Raw genomic sequence first — 16,032 nt, 5'->3', positions numbered from 1 at the left:
CCCTGCTCTAGCACCGACGCGCCCCTTGCGCCAATCCCGGCGACGGAGTCAGGATGAACGGACGATTGCGATTTTGACTGACCGGAGCACGCCCATGGCCGACCGCTTGACCGGCACCCGCATCCTGATCCTGGAAACGCGCGAGGAGGCGCAGTTCTCAAAACTCCTGGCCGAGCAAGGCGCCGAGGTCGTGCAGTGCCCGATGTTCACCATCCAGGATGCGCCGGACCCTGCCCCTGTCGAAGCCTGGATTCGCCGCGCGATCGACAGCCCGCTCGACGACCTGGTGCTGATGACCGGCGAAGGCCTGCGGCGGATCATGAAGCTCGCGCGCGAGCGCGGGCTCGACGGCCCCCTAACCGCCGCGCTCGCCAATTCGCGAAAATTCACGCGCGGCCCGAAGCCCGGCAAGGCGCTGCGCGAGAACGGGCTTGAGGCGCAGCAGACCACGGAGAAGCCGACCACCGAGGGCGTGATCGAGATGCTGGGCAAGCTCGACCTCAGGGGACGCCGCCTCGGGCTTCAGCTTTATCCGGACAAGGATCACAGCACGCTGACCGGTGCGTTGGCCGCGCAAGGCGCCGAGGTCGATACCGTTTTGCCTTACGTCTACGATTCCAAAGCGGCGGACGCCAATATCGTCACCGCCATCGACGACATGGCCGAGGGACGGATCGATGCCATCGCATTGACCAATCTTGGCCAGGTCCGCCGCCTGATCGAGGCCGCCAAGGCCCATGGCAGCGAGGCAAAGTTGCGCGCCGGATTTGAGTGCACGTTGATCGCCTCGGTGGGACCGGCAGTCTCAGGTGAGCTTGCCGCGCACGGCCTGCGCACCGACATCTCGCCTGCAGACGACGCCTATTTCATGCGTCCACTGATCTCGGCGATGGCTGCGGCGCTCGCGGAGAAAAAACGGCAGAGGACGGCGAGCTAATCCTAGACGCCTAACCCGCCACCTGCGAAGCGGCCGACATCAGCTCCTGCGGGCTCGGCATCCCGAACATGCGCTGGCCGCCTTCGGGTACCTCGGTAAAGGTCCAGCGCACGACCCCTTCCCGATCGAGCAGGAATTGACCGAACAGCTGGCCTGTGCCGGATGCCGCCATGCGCTGATCGGCTTCGGTCATCTCGTAGCCGTCCTTATTGTTGAGGTACTCGGCGGCCGCAGGCCTGTTCATCGGGCCGGGCAATTCGCCGGGCATGTCGACTTGCATGCTCATGACCACGCCCATGGCGACCTTGCGCGGCCATTCGGTCTCCTTCTCGGTGAACTCGAGATTGGGCAGGCCGAATGCGCGATGCGAGAGCCGCTCGGGATCGGACGCTGCGAGGAGATTTGGCAATGGGTGATATCGGAAGTAGAGCCGCGCCCGATCGATCGGCGTATTGACGACGGTGAGACTTTCGACGCCCTTGTCGCGCAGCGCCGCGTCAAGCTGTGCCTGCGCTGCAATATGGCGGCGGCAGAACGGGCAGTGCAGACCACGAAACAGGCCAACCAATATCGGACTGTGCCCGCGGAAATCCTCGAGTGCGACCTTCCCTTCGCGCGTGATTGCGTCCAGCACGATGTTGGGTGCGCGATCGCCGGGTTGCAGCGGTCCATCGACATGACGTTCTGGCATGGTTGAACTCCTTCACATGACCTAGTCAAGAAATGGCAATACGATCAGTCCGGCGGGATCAAGCCCGTGCCTGGTGCAGACATCATCGGCCAGCGCGAAATACCGCTCGGCCTCGGGCATGTCGCCACGATCAAGGTTCAGTGTCGCAAGACCATCATAGCATGGAAAGAGCTGCTGCGGCTCGCCGGTTTCGCTCGCGACCTCGATGGCCTCTTTGTAGCAGCGGGCAGCCTGATCGGGCCGGAAATGGCATTGATGGATTTGCCCGAGTACGATCAGGGGTACGGGGAGGTGCTCGCGCTGATCGAGCGCCCGGTCGATCTCGATCGCCTTTTCGGCAGCGGGCACACCCTCGTCGGTGCATCTGTCGGTGAAGGTGCAGCAGGCGACGGCAAAATTGGCAAGAAGGCGCGCCTGGAACCCGAGGTCGCCAATACGATGCGCGACATCCAGCCCACGCCGACAAACCTCCATCGCCTGCGCCGGGTCGACAATCGTGTAGAGCACGGCGAGATTGGTGTAGCCACGGCAGGCCACGTTGAGAAGGCCGGCGGCTTCGGCTGCTGCGACACTTTGCTCTGCCTCGCGCACCGCATCCTGGTGCCGTCCAAGCCGCGCCAGTGCAACCGCCTTGGTGTTGAGGGCCTCGGCAATGGCGCGCGCCGCATCGAGCCCGGCCTGTACGTCCGTGGCCGCCGGCGCGGATCGGGCGTAGCCAAGCGCCTCGTCCGCCCATCTCGCGGCGGCCATATGGTCGCCCATGCGAAAGGCGAGACGGCCGCGCTCCTGCAAGAGGTGCGCCCACTCGATGGGCGCTTCGGCTCCTCCAAGCCGCTCAGCCGCCTCGGCGTAATGCGCCTCTGCCTTGATCCGCTTCCCGGCGTCCCACAACAACCGGCCAAGCTTGCGAAGAATGCGCGCTTCGCCGACGCGATCCGCGGCGGTGCGATGCCCCTCCAGCGCGCTCTGGTAGTGCTCCTCGGCCGTGTTGCGGCGGCCGGCCGCGCCACAGAGATCCGCGATCCGCTCGTACAGGACCAGCCGCTCCAAGTCGCATTCGCCGCTGGTCAACAGCACGGCGAGGGCCTGTTGGTAGAGACGGATGGCATCGTCATTGGCATAGGTCGCGCGTGCGCGATCGCCGGCGGTGCGCAGATAGCGCGCGCCTTTCGGCTTGCGTGCGCTGAGGCTGAAGTGATGTCCGAGCAGGATGAGGTCTTCCAGCCGCTCGGGCTCGTTGCCGTAGAGCTGCTCCAGCGCGGCACCAATGCGTCCATGGAGTTCGATCCGCCGCTGCAAGAGCAGGTTCTGATAGATCACATCCTGAAGCATGGTCTGCGTGAAACGGTAGGATCGCAGCGACATCGAATGAGCGCCCGCGACTTCCTCGACAATCTCGGCGTCGCAGAGCAGTTCTACTCCCGCTTCGACCTTCGCCTGCCCCGTTGCGATCGCACCGAGCAGAGCCACATCGAAGCGCGGGCCGATCACCGCGGCCTCCTGCGCCAGCCGGCGCACCTCATGCGGCAGTCGGTCCAGCCGCGCCAACAACAACGCCTGAATGCTCGCGGGGATATCGGCAGCGGCTTCATCCGACTTGATCCGCCACTGCAAGCCGTCACGCTCCAGGGCGCCAGCGTCGATGAGGCCGCGGATGATCTCCTCGAGGAAAAGCGGATTACCGCTTGCGCGCTCGAGGATGCGACTAAACAGATGTCCCGGCGCCTCGCGCCAACCGTGACTGAAAAAAGCCGCGAGCAGCTTTTGTCCGTCAGCGTCACCGAGCGGAGGCAATCGGATGGTTGTGTGGCTGACCCGGCCTGAACCGAACTGGTCCAGCTCCGGCATCGGCCGATGCGTAAACAACAGCATCAGCCGCGTGCGCTCCAGCCGGTCCATCAGGAACCGCAGCGCCTTGAGAGACACGGCATCGGCCCAGTGCAGATCCTCGACAATGATCAGAAGCGGTGACAGGGCCAGGCGCCGTTCGAAGACGGTCCGGATCGCAAAGAATATCTGCCGCTGGAGCTGTTCGGGCTCGATATGCTGCAATACGGCGTCCGCGCCGCCGAGACCGAGAACGTGGACATAGAGCGGCATCAACCGCTCTGCTTCCTCGGCCGCAAGGCCAAGCTCTGACAGCGCTTCGGCCAGCTTGGCCTCAGCCTCCGCGGCGCTGGACTTCTGCGCGATGCCATAGGCGCTGCGCAGCACTGCGGCGAGCGTACCGTAGGATTGTTCGCCGAGCGGCGAGCAGGCGGCCTGGCGGATCGCCACACCCTCAAAGCGCTCTTCGTCGCGGATACGGGCGACGAATTCGTTGACCAGGCGCGTTTTGCCGATGCCCGCTTCGCCGACCAGCCGCACGAGTTGCGCCGCCCCGCCGCACGCGCGATCGAGGTTGCCGATCGCGCGGCCAAGCTCTGCGTCGCGGCCGATCAGGGGCGCACTGAGGCCCAGCGTGTCGAGGCCTCGGGCCGCGCGCGGCATGTCGAGCAGCCCCTTGAGACGATGCACCAGGACGCTGCCGATCTTGCCTTTGAGCGAGACCTCGCCAAGCGATTCATACGCGAATGCGTGCCGGGTCAGACGGTAAGTCAACGGCCCGACCAGCACCTCGTCCGGCGGCGCCATCGACTGCAATCGCTGCGCGGTATTCACCGTGTCGCCGGTCACCGAGTAGGATTTGGCAACGCCCACACCGAGTCCGCCCGCGACCACGTGTCCGGTGTTGATGCCGATATGGAGCAGCAGGGGTGAACCGGCAAACGCCTGCACCCGGTCGCTGAGCTGCTCCGTCCGTTTGATCATGTCGATGGCAGCCCGGACCGCCCGCTCGGGGTCGTCCTCGTGCGCAGCCGGCGCACCGAACAGCGCCAGCAGCGCATCGCCGATGAATTTGTCCACGAAGCCGCCAAAGCCTTGCACGGCCGCCGTCAACTCCTCGAACAACTCGTTCTGAAGCGTCTGCATGACCTCGGGGTCGAGGCGTTCGCTCATCGCGGTGAAGCCGCTGAGATCGGCAAACAGCACGGTGATGGTGCGGCGGTTGGCTTCGCTGTCGATCTTGTCCGGCTGCGATCGAAATGCCTGTTGAGGATCTGCCGTCGGCGCCAGCGGCGGTGAGGACGCCCTGACCGGCGCCGTCGACCGCGCCTGTCCTCCGGGTTGAGGGACGTCACTGACGAGGACGCCGCATTTCGGGCAATAGACGAAATCCGGTTCGCATGGAAAGCCGCAGCCGGGGCATGCGCTCGGCTGCTTCGTGCCGCACTTCGGGCAGAAGGCAAAGCCACTCTGGACCTCGAAACCGCAACCCGAGCACTTCATGGCTCAAGACCTCGCGGAATCCGCGATCTGCTGGACCGATCCAAATAGGCCCAGGATATGGCGCACAATGAGCTTGGCACGCAGGAAGTGCAAGCGGCGGCTGGGCTACCCCTTCCGTGGGGGACCCGCACGGCGAGGCGATGTTGTGGATGGGCAGGCGAAGGGCAGCTGCTGCGCGCCAACCCGCGGCGGTGGCCTCATGGTGGCATGCGATAGCGTCAATTGACACAACCACCCTCACCGTTAACCTGCCGACAACAACAAATAATAGGGGCAGGGAATCGCCGTGAAACCCGTCATCGCATCTTGAGCAAAACTGCAGGACCCTCCGCGCTCGCACCATTCCGCATCCGCAACTACCGCTTCCAGTGGCCGTCCGACCTCCTCACCTCATGGGCGTTCGAGGTCGAGACGCTCGTGCTCGGCTGGTACATCATGGTCGAGACCGGCTCGGTGTTGCTGCTGACCGTCATGGCCTCGCTGCAATATGTCGGGACGCTGATTGCGCCCGTGCTCGGGATGGTCGGCGACCGCATGGGTCATCGCGACCTCCTGGTCGTGCTGCGCCTCACCTACACTGTGCTCGCCTCGACCATCATGGTGCTGGCGCTGACCCACCATCTCGCGCCGCTCAACGTCATGATCATCGTCGCGATCATGGGCCTGATCCGCCCGTCCGATCTCGGCGTGCGCGGGGCGCTGCTTGCCGATATCATGCCGGCCGGGCAACTCGTCGGCGCCATCAGCCTCGCGCGCACGACCCAGGATAGTGCGCGCATTGCCGGCGCGTTGACCGGCGCGGGCTTGTTCGCCCTCCTCGGCATCGGCCTCGTCTATGCCGGGATCGCGAGCTTCTATCTCGTCGCAGCAATTCTGATGTTCTGCATGAGCCGGCCGGAAAAGTCGGTCACGACGACGGATTTCCCTGCAAACAGCCATGCGGTCTCGCGATTGCTGGACGACCTGAAGGAAGGCATCGTCTACGCGTGGAACGGCCCGGGCATGCGCGCCGCACTTTGCGTCGCCTTCCTGGCCAATCTCACCGCCTTTCCGATCACCAACGGATTGCTGCCTTTTGTCGCGCGCGACATCTTCCACACCGACCAGACCGGTCTCGGCTATCTCTCGGCGAGCTTTGCCGTGGGCTCGCTGACGGGCTCCATCACGCTGAGCCTCGTCAGCGGGGTCCGGATCGCCCGGCTTTTGATCGGCGCGACGCTGGCCTGGTACGCGATGCTGCTGGTGTTCGTCGAGATCAGGACGATGCCGGTCGCCATGGCCTGCCTCGTGCTCGCCGGCATTGCCCAGAGCATGTCGATGATCTCAGCGGCCGTGATCCTGATGCGCACGGCGAGTGCCCATCTGCGCGGCCGCGTCATGGGCGTGCGGATGATGGTGATCTATGGCCTGCCGATCGGCTTGCTTGCGGCGGGCAGCCTGATCGACCTGATCGGTTATTCCGCCATGGGCTCGGTCTATGCGGTCGCGGGCATCATCGCGATGTCAGCGATCGCGCTGCGCTGGCGCGAGGATCTGTGGCCAGCGCACGCCCCGGCCAATGCGGGCTGACGGACCGGCGCCGCCGCGCCTTAATCGCCATACCCGCGCAGCCGATCGATATCGAGAATGGTGACGCCGCCGTATTCCAGCCGCAGCAGTCCCTCCTTCTCCAGCCGGTTCAGCGCGCGGTTGGCGTTCTGGCGCGACATACCGGAGAGCGCACCGATCTCCTCCTGGGTAATCTCCAGATGCGCAGTCGATTCCGGATAGAGGATCGGGTTGAACAGCGAGGCGATGCTGCGCGCGAGGCGCGAAGTCGCATCCAGCGTGCGGTTGACCTCGAGCATGCCGATGAACTGGCCGAGCCGCTCGTTGAGCTGGCGCACCAGGAAGCGGTTGAAGCCGACGCTGTTCTCGAACAGCCACATGAAGGCAGCGCGTTCCATCAGAGCGACGCGGCTATCGCGCAACGCCACGACGTCGTAGCGGCGCGGCTCGTTCTTGAGCACGCTGCCTTCGCCGAACCAGGCGCCTGCCGTGAGCCCCGCAAGGCTGGTCTCCTTGCCGTCGCGCGAGACCCCACCCATGCGGGCCAGGCCGCTCACCATGCCGGCCCAATAGCCGAACTTGTCGCCGCGCATGAACACGGTCTCGCCGGTGCCGTAGGACCGCTCCGTGATCCCGGCGCGGGCCACCTCGATCTCGGCCGACGTGAGCTCGCGCGACCAGGCGGCGACGCGCCTCAGTTGATCCTCTGAAATCATGATCGAGGGGCCAGCCGCACCGTTTCGACACCCCATCCTTCTGTTGCACTGCAACACGATTATTCCGGCCACCATCCGACCAAAGGTGTAGGCCGCTGCCGCCCTAAAAACTTTGTCGCAGAATTGTCAGGCCGGAGACATTTCAAAATAGCGCTTTCCCCTATTGAGAGCCACCTCGGGTGATGCGGCTTTTGATCCCAAACGGGTACGAAAGTGGCGCGGCTCCGGTCGGGACCATGTGCTGCATGGCCTCACCGGCGCGACCGTACTAGGATTGCCCGAGAGGAACGGACGAAGAGCGCCGCTGAACGCGCCATCACCGGGAGGGATTTGTTTGGTGGCTACCAGTCTCGAAGTGCGTGGCGTGTCCTTGCGGTTCGGCGGCGTTCGCGCGCTGACCGACGTCAGCTTCGCCATCAATGAGGGCGAGCTGTTCTCGATTATCGGCCCCAACGGTGCCGGCAAGACTTCGATCGTGAACTGTATTTCCGGCCGCTACAAGCCGACCGAAGGCCAGCTCTTCTACCGGGGCCGCGACATCACCGGCCTGACGCCGAATGCGCGTCCCACGCTCGGCATCGGCCGCACCTTCCAGAACCTCGCCCTGTTCCACCACATGAGCGTGCTCGACAACATCATGGTCGGCCGCCATCACCTCCTGAACAACAATTTCCTCACGGGCTCGCTGTACTGGCTCACCGGCGCGCGCAAGGAAGAGCTCGCGCACCGCCGCAAGGTCGAGGAGATCATCGACTTCCTCGATCTCCAGTCGGTGCGAAAGGCGCCGGCCGGCACCCTCTCCTACGGCCTGCGCAAGCGCGTCGAGCTGGCCCGTGCCATGGCGCTGGAGCCGCGCCTCATCCTCCTCGACGAGCCGATGGCCGGCATGAACTTCGAGGAGAAGGAGGACATGGCCCGCTACATCGTCGATCTCAACGAGGAGTTCGGGATGACGGTGGTGATGATCGAGCACGACATGGGCGTGGTGATGGACATCTCCCACCGCGTCATGGTGCTGGATTTCGGCCGCAAGATCGCCGAGGGCGATCCTGCCGCCGTGCTCGCCGATCCTCACGTCAGGCGCGCCTATCTCGGCGAGGAGGACGAGGTGCTGGTCGATCCCGACGATGCGCCGCCGGCGCAGGAGAGCGCGGCATGATGGATTATGCAGGCCGCGTCGCCCAGGCCGACACCTATCCAAAGATGCTCCGGCTTAATGCAAAAGAGCACGGCAACGAGATCGCGCTGCGCGAAAAGGATCTCGGCCTCTGGCGCCCCTTCACCTGGAACGATTACCAGACCCGCGTGCGCGACTTCGCGCTCGGGCTGATCGAACTGGGGCTTGGCCGCGGCGACGTCATCGGCATCATCGGTGACAACCGGCCGGACTGGGTCTCGGCTGAGATAGCCACGCACGCCATCGGCGGATTGAGCCTCGGGCTCTATCGCGACGTGCTGGACGAAGAGGCTTCGTATCTGCTCAATTACGGCGAGGCCCAGCTCGTCTTTGCCGAGGACGAGGAGCAGGTCGACAAGCTGCTGGCGCTGGCCGAGCGCGTGCCGCGGCTGAAGCACATCATCTATTCCGATCCGCGCGGGATGCGGAAATATGACGACCCCAGGCTGATGTCGGCGGAGAAATTCGCCGAGCTTGGGCGTGCCCGCGCGACCCGCGAGCCGGAGCTTTACGACAAGCTCGTCGACGCCACCAACGGCGACGATGTCGCCATCCTCTGCACCACGTCGGGTACCACCTCGCATCCGAAGCTCGCGATGCTCGCCGCGGGCCGTGTGCTCGGCCATTGCGCGATCTATCTCGCCTTCGACCCCAAGGGCCCCGACGACGAATACGTCTCGGTGCTGCCGTTGCCGTGGATCATGGAGCAGGTTTATGTGCTCGGCAAAGGCCTGCTCTGCCGGATGAAGATCAACTTCGTCGAAGAGCCGGTTACGATGATGAACGATCTGCGCGAGATCGCGCCGACGTTCGTGCTGTTCGCGCCGCGCGTCTGGGAATCGATCGCCGCCGACGTCCGCGCCAAGGTGATGGATGCGACGCCCTTCAAGCAGCGTCTGTTCGACATCGGCATGAAGTCGGGTCTCGCTGCACTCGAACAGGGCAAGCGCTCGGGCTTTGCCGACGCCGTCCTGTTCCGCGCCCTGCGCGACCGGCTCGGCTTCACGCGGCTGCGTTCGGCCGCCACCGGCGGCGCGGCGCTCGGCCCTGATACCTTCAAGTTCTTCCAGGCCATGGGCGTGCCGCTGCGCACGCTCTATGGCCAGACCGAGCTGCTGGGGGCCTACACGCTGCATCCCGCGGGCAAGGTCGACCCCGACACGACGGGCGTGCCGATGGCGGACAGCGTCGAGATCCGCATCGACAATGCCGACGTCCATGGCGTCGGCGAGATCGTGGTGCGCCACCCCAACATGTTTCTCGGCTACTACAAGAACCCGGAAGCGAGCGTCGCCGACATCCGCGACGGCTGGATGCTGTCGGGCGATGCCGGCTATTTCAACGCGAACCGCCAGCTTGTCGTCATCGACCGCATCAAGGATCTCGCCGAGACATCGCGCGGCGAACGCTTCTCGCCGCAGTTCATCGAGAACAAATTGAAGTTCTCGCCTTACATCGCCGAGGCGGTGGTGTTAGGCGCAGGGCGCGACGCGCTCGCGGTGATGATCTGCATCCGCTACTCCATCATCTCGAAATGGGCGGAGAAGAACCGGCTCTCGTTCACGACCTACAGCGACCTCGCCTCGCGTCCCGAAGTCTATGCGCTGCTGCAGAAGGAGGTCGAGACCGTCAACGCGACGCTGCCCCCGGCGCAACGCATCTCGCGCTTCCTGCTGCTCTACAAGGAGCTCGACGCCGACGACGGCGAGCTCACCCGCACGCGAAAGGTGCGCCGCGGCGTCATCAACGAGAAATACGAAGGCATTATCGACGCCATCTACCGCGGCACCGCCGACATCCCCGTCGACACCGTGATCCGCTTCCAGGACGGCACCACGCAGCGCGTGCGAACCACATTGCGGGTGGTGGATCTCGGCGGACACGGTCCCATGGCGGAGGCTGCGGAGTGAACTTGCTTCCTGCCCGGCATGCGATGCCAGTCAATGCGCCCTCTCCCCTTGTGGGAGAGGGCATCGACGCCATCAGCCACGCCCTCACTCGGGTGAGGGGTCCTCTCTCCGCACCGTCACTGCCGAGACAACCCCTCACCCGTCTTCGCTTCGCGAAGCCACCCTCTCCCACAAGGGGAGAGGGGAAGAGCGCGCCGGATTTGTCAGCGAGCACCTCCGCATGAACACCGCCTTCCTCATCCAGCTCCTGGTCAACGGTCTCGTGGTCGGCACGCTTTATGGCGTGGTCGCGATGTCGTTCGTGCTGATCTACAAGGCGACGCAGGTCGTCAATTTCGCGCAAGGTGAATTGCTGCTGGTCGGCGCCTGGGTGTGCTGGACCCTGCTCGCAAAATACCAGGTGCCGTTCTGGATCGGCATGCCGATGACGCTGGTGTTCATGTTCGTGTTCGGCATCGCGATCCAGGTCCTGATCCTGCGGCCGATGATCGGCGAGCCCATCATCTCCGTGATCATGGTGACGATCGGCCTTTCCACCGTGCTGCAGGCGACGCTGAAATGGATGTTCGGCGTCAACCCGCAGCCGTTCCCGCGCGTGTTCGAGAGCCAGTCGGTCGGCCTGTTCGGCCTCCAGATCCAGACCGTCTATGTCATGAGCCTGGTCGTGTCGGTGGCGATGATGATCGGCATGGCCTGGTTCTTCCGCGCCTCCAAATACGGCCTTGCGATGCGCGCCACCGCCTTCAACCAGCAGGTGGCACAGTCGCTCGGCATTTCCGTGAAGAGCGTGTTTGCGATGGCCTGGGCGATCTCGGCCACCGTCTCCGCGGTCGCGGGCGTCGTCGTCGCCGTGGTGAACGGCGTGTCGTCGGGTCTTGCCGGCTACGGCATCAAGGTGTTCCCGGCGGCGATCCTCGGCGGGCTCGATTCCGTCGGCGGCGCGGTGCTCGGCGGCATCATCATCGGGCTCCTGGAAAACATCGCGCAATATGTCGACAGCGAGTATCTGCACTGGGGCAATCTCTACGAGATCGCGCCGTTTTACGTCCTCATCATCGTGCTGATGATCAAGCCTTACGGCCTGTTCGGCACCCACGACATCGAGCGGATCTGATCCATGGCCGGTCCTGCCCTCATCCCTGCTGGTGATTTCCGCACCTCCTATGCGGCCGACACCACGATCTTCCCGACCACGACCAGCCGCAACGTCGCGATCGCCGGCGTGCTGGCGTTGTGCCTCGTGCCGCAATTCCTCGGCGGCTACTGGCTCAGCATCCTGATCCAGATCGGCATCTTCTCGATTGCGGCGCTGGGGCTCAACATCCTGGTCGGCTTCACCGGCCAGATCTCGATCGGGCACGCCGCCTTCTTCCTGCTCGGTGCCTTCACCTCTGCCTACATCTCCAACAACGCGCCGATCCCGGTGTTCTTCGCGATTCCGCTCGCAGGTGTCGTCACCGCTTTGGTCGGGCTGATCTTCGGCATTCCGGCGGCGCGGCTGAAGGGTCTTTACCTCGTCATCGCGACGCTGGCGGCCCAATATATCCTGCTCGACTTCTTCTCCCGCGCCGATTGGTTTTCCGGCGGCTCCGTGCCGGCGAGCGCCGAGCCGTTCTCGATCTTCGGCTATACGCTGCGCGGCGACCGGCAATATTTCTATGTCGTGCTGGCCTATGTGCTGGCGAGCTACATCCTCGTCACCAATCTGATGCGCACGCGCGATGGCCGCGCGCTGGTGGCGATCCGCGACCATTATCTCTCCGCGGAGATCATGGGCATCAACCTCACGAAATATCGCACGCTATCGTTCGGGCTCGCCGCGTTCTTCGCCGGCATCGCCGGCGCGCTCTATGCGCATTACCAGCTCGTGGTCTCCCAGGAAGGGTTCGGCATCGAGCGCTCGATCCTGTTCCTCGCCATGATCATCATCGGCGGCACCGGCTCGATCATGGGCACGCTGATGGGCACGGCCTTCGTGGTGCTGCTGCCGGAGTCCATGGAGTTCATCAGTCTGTCGCTCAAGGGCGGCGCGATCGACAAGGCGTTGTCGCTCAACAACAACATCACCTTCCTGCGCGAAATCGCGATCGGGGTCATCATCATCGCGTTCCTGATGTTCGAGCCGGATGGGCTCGCGCATCGCTGGCGGCAGATCAAGGCGTACTGGAAACTCTACCCGTTCTCGCATTGAGCGCGGAAACTGCACTTAAACAATAAACCGGAGGAACCGACCCATGACAATGAAGTCCCTTTTGAGCACCGCATCGCTCGCGCTTGTGATCGCGGCATTCTCCGCCAGCGCGCAGGCGCAGATCGCGATCGGGCATCTCGCCGATTATTCCGGCGGCACCTCCGACGTCGGCACGCCCTACGGGCAGGCCGTCGCCGACACTTTTGCCTGGGTCAACAAGAACGGCGGCATCGGCGGCAAGCAGGTCAGCGTCGACACCAACGATTACGGCTACCAGGTGCCGCGTGCGATCGCGCTCTACAAGAAATGGTCGGCGCCGGACAGCAAGGTCGCCGCGATCATGGGCTGGGGCACTGCGGATACCGAAGCGCTGACCGGCTTCCTCGCCCAGGACAAGATCCCCGACATGTCGGGCTCTTACGCCGCAGCCCTGACCGATCCCGAAGGCACCAGCGGCAAGGCCAAGCCCGCGCCCTACAATTTCTTCTACGGCCCGAGCTATTCGGACTCGCTGCGCGCGATGCTGATCTGGGCGGCCGAGGACTGGAAGGCCAAGGGCAAGCCCGGCAAGCCGAAATTCGTCCACATGGGCGCCAACCATCCCTATCCGAACGCGCCGAAGGCCGCCGGCGAAGCCATGGCGCAGGAGCTCGGTTTCGAGGTGCTTCCGCCGCTGGTGTTCGCACTGACGCCGGGTGACTACAGTGCGCAGTGCCTGAGCCTGAAATCCTCGGGCGCCAACTACGCCTATCTGGGCAACACCGCGGCCTCCAACATCTCGGTGATGAAGGCCTGCAAGACCGCCGGCGTCGACATTCAGTTCCTCGGCAATGTCTGGGGCATGGACGAGAACGCTGCCAAGACCGCGGGCGACGCCGCCAATGGCGTGATCTTCCCGCTGCGCACCGCGGTGAGCTGGGGCGGCGACGCGCCCGGCATGAAGACGCTGACGGAGATCTCGAAGATGTCCGACCCCACCGGCAAGGTCTATCGCCCCGTCCACTATGTCGCGGCTGTCTGCTCGGCGCTCTACATGAAGGAGGCGCTTGACTGGGCCGCCAAGAACGGTGGCGCAACCGGCGAGAACGTCGCCAAGGGCTTTTACCAGAAGAAGGACTGGGTGCCGGCCGGCATGGAGGGCGTCTGCAATCCCTCGACCTGGACCGACAAGGACCATCGCGGAACGCTGAAGGTCGACCTCTATCGCACCAAGATCTCGGGCGCGACTGACGGCGACCTCAACGACCTCATGGCCAAGGGCATGATCAAGCTCGAGAAGGTCAAGACCGTCGAGCTGCCACGCAAGCCGGAACTGCTGGGCTGGTGAGCGCCCAATGCGTCGGTCGTTCCGGCGATGCAAAGCATCGAACCATGGTGCGCAATTGCGCACCAGAGAACCTCGAGATTCCGGGTTCGGTCCTGCGGGCCGCCCCGGAATGACGGCATGAAGTTGCGACGACATCGAGAGAGTAACTGACCATGAGTGAAGTGGCCCACACCGAGCGCCCCTCGCCCAGCATCGTGCCCGCACCGCCCCTCCTCGCCGTGCGCAACATCGAGGTCGTCTATGACGACGTCATCCTGGTGCTGCGCGGCCTCAGCTTCGACGTGCCCAAGGGCGCGATCGTGGCGCTGCTGGGGGCCAACGGTGCCGGCAAGTCGACCACGCTGAAGGCGATCTCGGGGCTGCTCAAGACCGAGGACGGCGAGGTCACGCGCGGCGAGATCCTGTTCGAGGGCGAGCCCATCGCCGGCATCGATCCCGACAAGATCGTCCGCCGCGGCATTTTCCAGGTCATGGAGGGCCGACGCATCGTTGCGGACATGACGTCGCTGGAAAACCTCAGGCTCGGCGCCTTCACCCGCAGGGACCGCGAGGTCGATGCCGACCTCGACATGGTCTTCAATTATTTCCCGCGCCTGAAGGAGCGCACGGGACTGGCCGGCTATCTCTCCGGCGGCGAGCAGCAGATGCTCGCGATCGGCCGCGCACTGATGGCGCGCCCGAAGATGATCCTGATGGACGAGCCGTCGATGGGCCTGTCGCCGCTGCTGGTGAAAGAGGTGTTCGCGATCATCCAGAAGATCAACCGCGACCTCGGCGTCACTACCCTGCTGGTGGAGCAGAACGCGCGCGCCGCGCTGTCGGTGGCAAGCCATGGCTACATCATGGAGCAGGGCAAGGTCGTGCTCGACGGCACCGCCGACGAGCTGCGCGACAACGAGGATGTCAAGGAGTTCTATCTCGGCGGCGCCGGCGACCAGCGCAAGAGCTTCAAGAACCTCAAGAGCTTCAAGCGGCGCAAGCGATGGCTATAGCGTTTTCGAGCGAAGTGGGAGCCGGTTCGCGTGAAGAAAACGCGTCAAAACAAAAGAGCTCTAACCCAGCACCTGCTCCGCTTCCGTGACTGCGCAGAGAACATGATAGAACGACGACGCAGGAATGGTGTCGATCAGCGATTTGCCGTCGCTGTCGAACTGGTCGTACCAGCCGCCCCGAACGGGATGGCTGAGATAATGCCGTTCGAGCCGCACCAGCGCCGCGCGCGCCTCATCTGGCGCGCCCGCCTCGCCGGACTCGGCCTGCGCAATCCACGCTTTCGCGATCTCGGTCTGCGGCCACAGCCGCCGCGTCGAGCGACGGATGTTGCCAGTGTCGTCGCCCTCGTCGACGAGGCAGCCGGTGGCCGTGTCGCGATAGCGCAGCGCGGTCGCCAGCAGTTCTGCGCGCCGCTGCCCGGTCGGGCAGCCCGTGATGCGTTCAAATCCCTTCAGCAGCCAGACCCATTCGGCCTGGTGGCCGGCCTCGACGCTGACCGGCTCGATCTTCGACCAGTCCTCCTCGAAATATTCTCCGAGCGCGCGCTTCTGCTTGTCGTAGAGATTGGCGAGGAACAGCGCGAAGAATTCGCCGGCGCGATTCTGGAACGACAGATCGTGGGTCGCATCAAAGCAGGCGATCATCGCCTCGAACAGATGCATGTGCGGGTTCTGCCGGCGCGGCAGCGACACCGGCAGGCTTTCGTGCACGCCGCCATGCGGCGAGCGCAGATGGCCGTCGAGGAAGGCGAGCAGCGCGTCGATCTCGGCGCGAATTTGCGCGTCCTTGTCGAGCGCATAAACGGCCGCCAGCGCAAACAGGATGAAGGCGTGGTCGTAGGCATCGCGCCGCGCGTCCAGCACAGAACCGTCCGGCGCCAGCCGATGCACAAAGCCAGGCCGGCCGTCGGGCGCCTTCGCTTTGCTGAGCAGATGCTCCAGCCCCTTCAGCGCGATGGCGCGTCCTTCGGGGTACCAGCCCATCTGCGCCGCCTTGGCGTAGCACCAGATCTGGCGGGCCTGCACGAACACCCGGCGAGGCGCCGAGGCATCCGCCGTGCCGTCGCGATGCAGCCGGTCGATGAAACCGCCCGCTTGGCGGTCCCAGCCGACCGTCGACCACAGCGGGATCGCGTCCTCGATCATGCGGCGCTTCAGGCGCAAGACGACGTCGGCCGCCTCTTCCGCCGGAATGATGCTCTCGTCCGCCATT

The 16,032-nt window shown here is 64.6% G+C and carries 12 protein-coding genes; 8 read left to right on the top strand and 4 right to left on the bottom strand.

Annotated elements, in window-relative coordinates; genetic code table 11:
- The first annotated feature begins 94 nt into the window (after positions 1–94).
- Positions 95–937 carry a uroporphyrinogen-III synthase gene (locus ABIC09_RS30015; protein WP_354111515.1) on the top strand — a complete coding sequence of 281 codons (843 nt, stop codon included), beginning with the start codon at positions 95–97 and terminating at the stop codon, positions 935–937.
- A gap of 10 nt (positions 938–947) precedes the next feature.
- On the opposite strand, the gene ABIC09_RS30010 is transcribed toward ABIC09_RS30015, so the two are convergent.
- Positions 948–1,628: a redoxin family protein gene (locus tag ABIC09_RS30010; protein WP_354084040.1), complete on the bottom strand. Its 681-nt coding sequence runs from the start codon at positions 1,626–1,628 to the stop codon at positions 948–950.
- Between the two features lie 21 nt (positions 1,629–1,649).
- Positions 1,650–4,958: an adenylate/guanylate cyclase domain-containing protein gene (locus ABIC09_RS30005; RefSeq protein ID WP_354111514.1), complete on the bottom strand. Its 3,309-nt coding sequence runs from the start codon at positions 4,956–4,958 to the stop codon at positions 1,650–1,652.
- A gap of 306 nt (positions 4,959–5,264) precedes the next feature.
- On the opposite strand from ABIC09_RS30005, the gene ABIC09_RS30000 reads away from it, so the two are divergent.
- Positions 5,265–6,527 carry an MFS transporter gene (locus tag ABIC09_RS30000; RefSeq protein ID WP_354111513.1) on the top strand — a complete coding sequence of 421 codons (1,263 nt, stop codon included), beginning with the start codon at positions 5,265–5,267 and terminating at the stop codon, positions 6,525–6,527.
- Between the two features lie 20 nt (positions 6,528–6,547).
- Here the strand turns inward: ABIC09_RS30000 and ABIC09_RS29995 are convergent, their stop codons facing one another.
- Positions 6,548–7,222 carry a Crp/Fnr family transcriptional regulator gene (locus ABIC09_RS29995; RefSeq protein WP_354111512.1) on the bottom strand — a complete coding sequence of 225 codons (675 nt, stop codon included), beginning with the start codon at positions 7,220–7,222 and terminating at the stop codon, positions 6,548–6,550.
- A 337-nt stretch (positions 7,223–7,559) separates the two neighbouring features.
- Between ABIC09_RS29995 and ABIC09_RS29990 the strand changes: the two genes are divergently transcribed.
- The 6 genes from ABIC09_RS29990 to ABIC09_RS29965 all read left to right on the top strand — a co-directional run bounded on the left by ABIC09_RS29990 (position 7,560) and on the right by ABIC09_RS29965 (position 14,819).
- Positions 7,560–8,381: an ABC transporter ATP-binding protein gene (locus tag ABIC09_RS29990; protein WP_354111511.1), complete on the top strand. Its 822-nt coding sequence runs from the start codon at positions 7,560–7,562 to the stop codon at positions 8,379–8,381.
- Positions 8,378–10,309, top strand: coding sequence for a long-chain fatty acid--CoA ligase (locus ABIC09_RS29985; RefSeq protein ID WP_354111510.1), 1,932 nt, complete (start codon positions 8,378–8,380; stop codon positions 10,307–10,309). The genes ABIC09_RS29990 and ABIC09_RS29985 overlap by 4 nt, the downstream gene beginning before the upstream one ends.
- A 220-nt stretch (positions 10,310–10,529) precedes the next feature.
- Positions 10,530–11,423, top strand: a complete 894-nt coding sequence (locus tag ABIC09_RS29980; RefSeq protein WP_148751235.1) for a branched-chain amino acid ABC transporter permease — start codon at positions 10,530–10,532, stop codon at positions 11,421–11,423.
- 3 nt (positions 11,424–11,426) lie between these two features.
- The gene (locus ABIC09_RS29975) at positions 11,427–12,500 is read left to right on the top strand and encodes a branched-chain amino acid ABC transporter permease (RefSeq protein ID WP_354111509.1); all 1,074 of its coding nucleotides are present in this window, start codon (positions 11,427–11,429) and stop codon (positions 12,498–12,500) included.
- Between the two features lie 43 nt (positions 12,501–12,543).
- Positions 12,544–13,827: an ABC transporter substrate-binding protein gene (locus ABIC09_RS29970; RefSeq protein WP_354111508.1), complete on the top strand. Its 1,284-nt coding sequence runs from the start codon at positions 12,544–12,546 to the stop codon at positions 13,825–13,827.
- A gap of 152 nt (positions 13,828–13,979) precedes the next feature.
- Positions 13,980–14,819 (top strand): ABC transporter ATP-binding protein, encoded by an 840-nt coding sequence (locus ABIC09_RS29965; RefSeq protein ID WP_354111507.1) that lies wholly within the window; start codon positions 13,980–13,982, stop codon positions 14,817–14,819.
- Between the two features lie 60 nt (positions 14,820–14,879).
- Here ABIC09_RS29965 and ABIC09_RS29960 read toward each other — a convergent pair whose 3' ends face one another.
- On the bottom strand, positions 14,880–16,031 hold the full coding sequence (locus ABIC09_RS29960; protein WP_354111506.1) for an AGE family epimerase/isomerase: 1,152 nt from the start codon (positions 16,029–16,031) through the stop codon (positions 14,880–14,882).
- Position 16,032: the final 1 nt, after the last annotated feature.

The organism is Bradyrhizobium sp. S3.12.5 (assembly GCF_040548225.1).
Lineage (GTDB): Bacteria > Pseudomonadota > Alphaproteobacteria > Rhizobiales > Xanthobacteraceae > Bradyrhizobium > Bradyrhizobium cytisi.
This window is presented reverse-complemented; position numbering and strand designations above follow the sequence as displayed.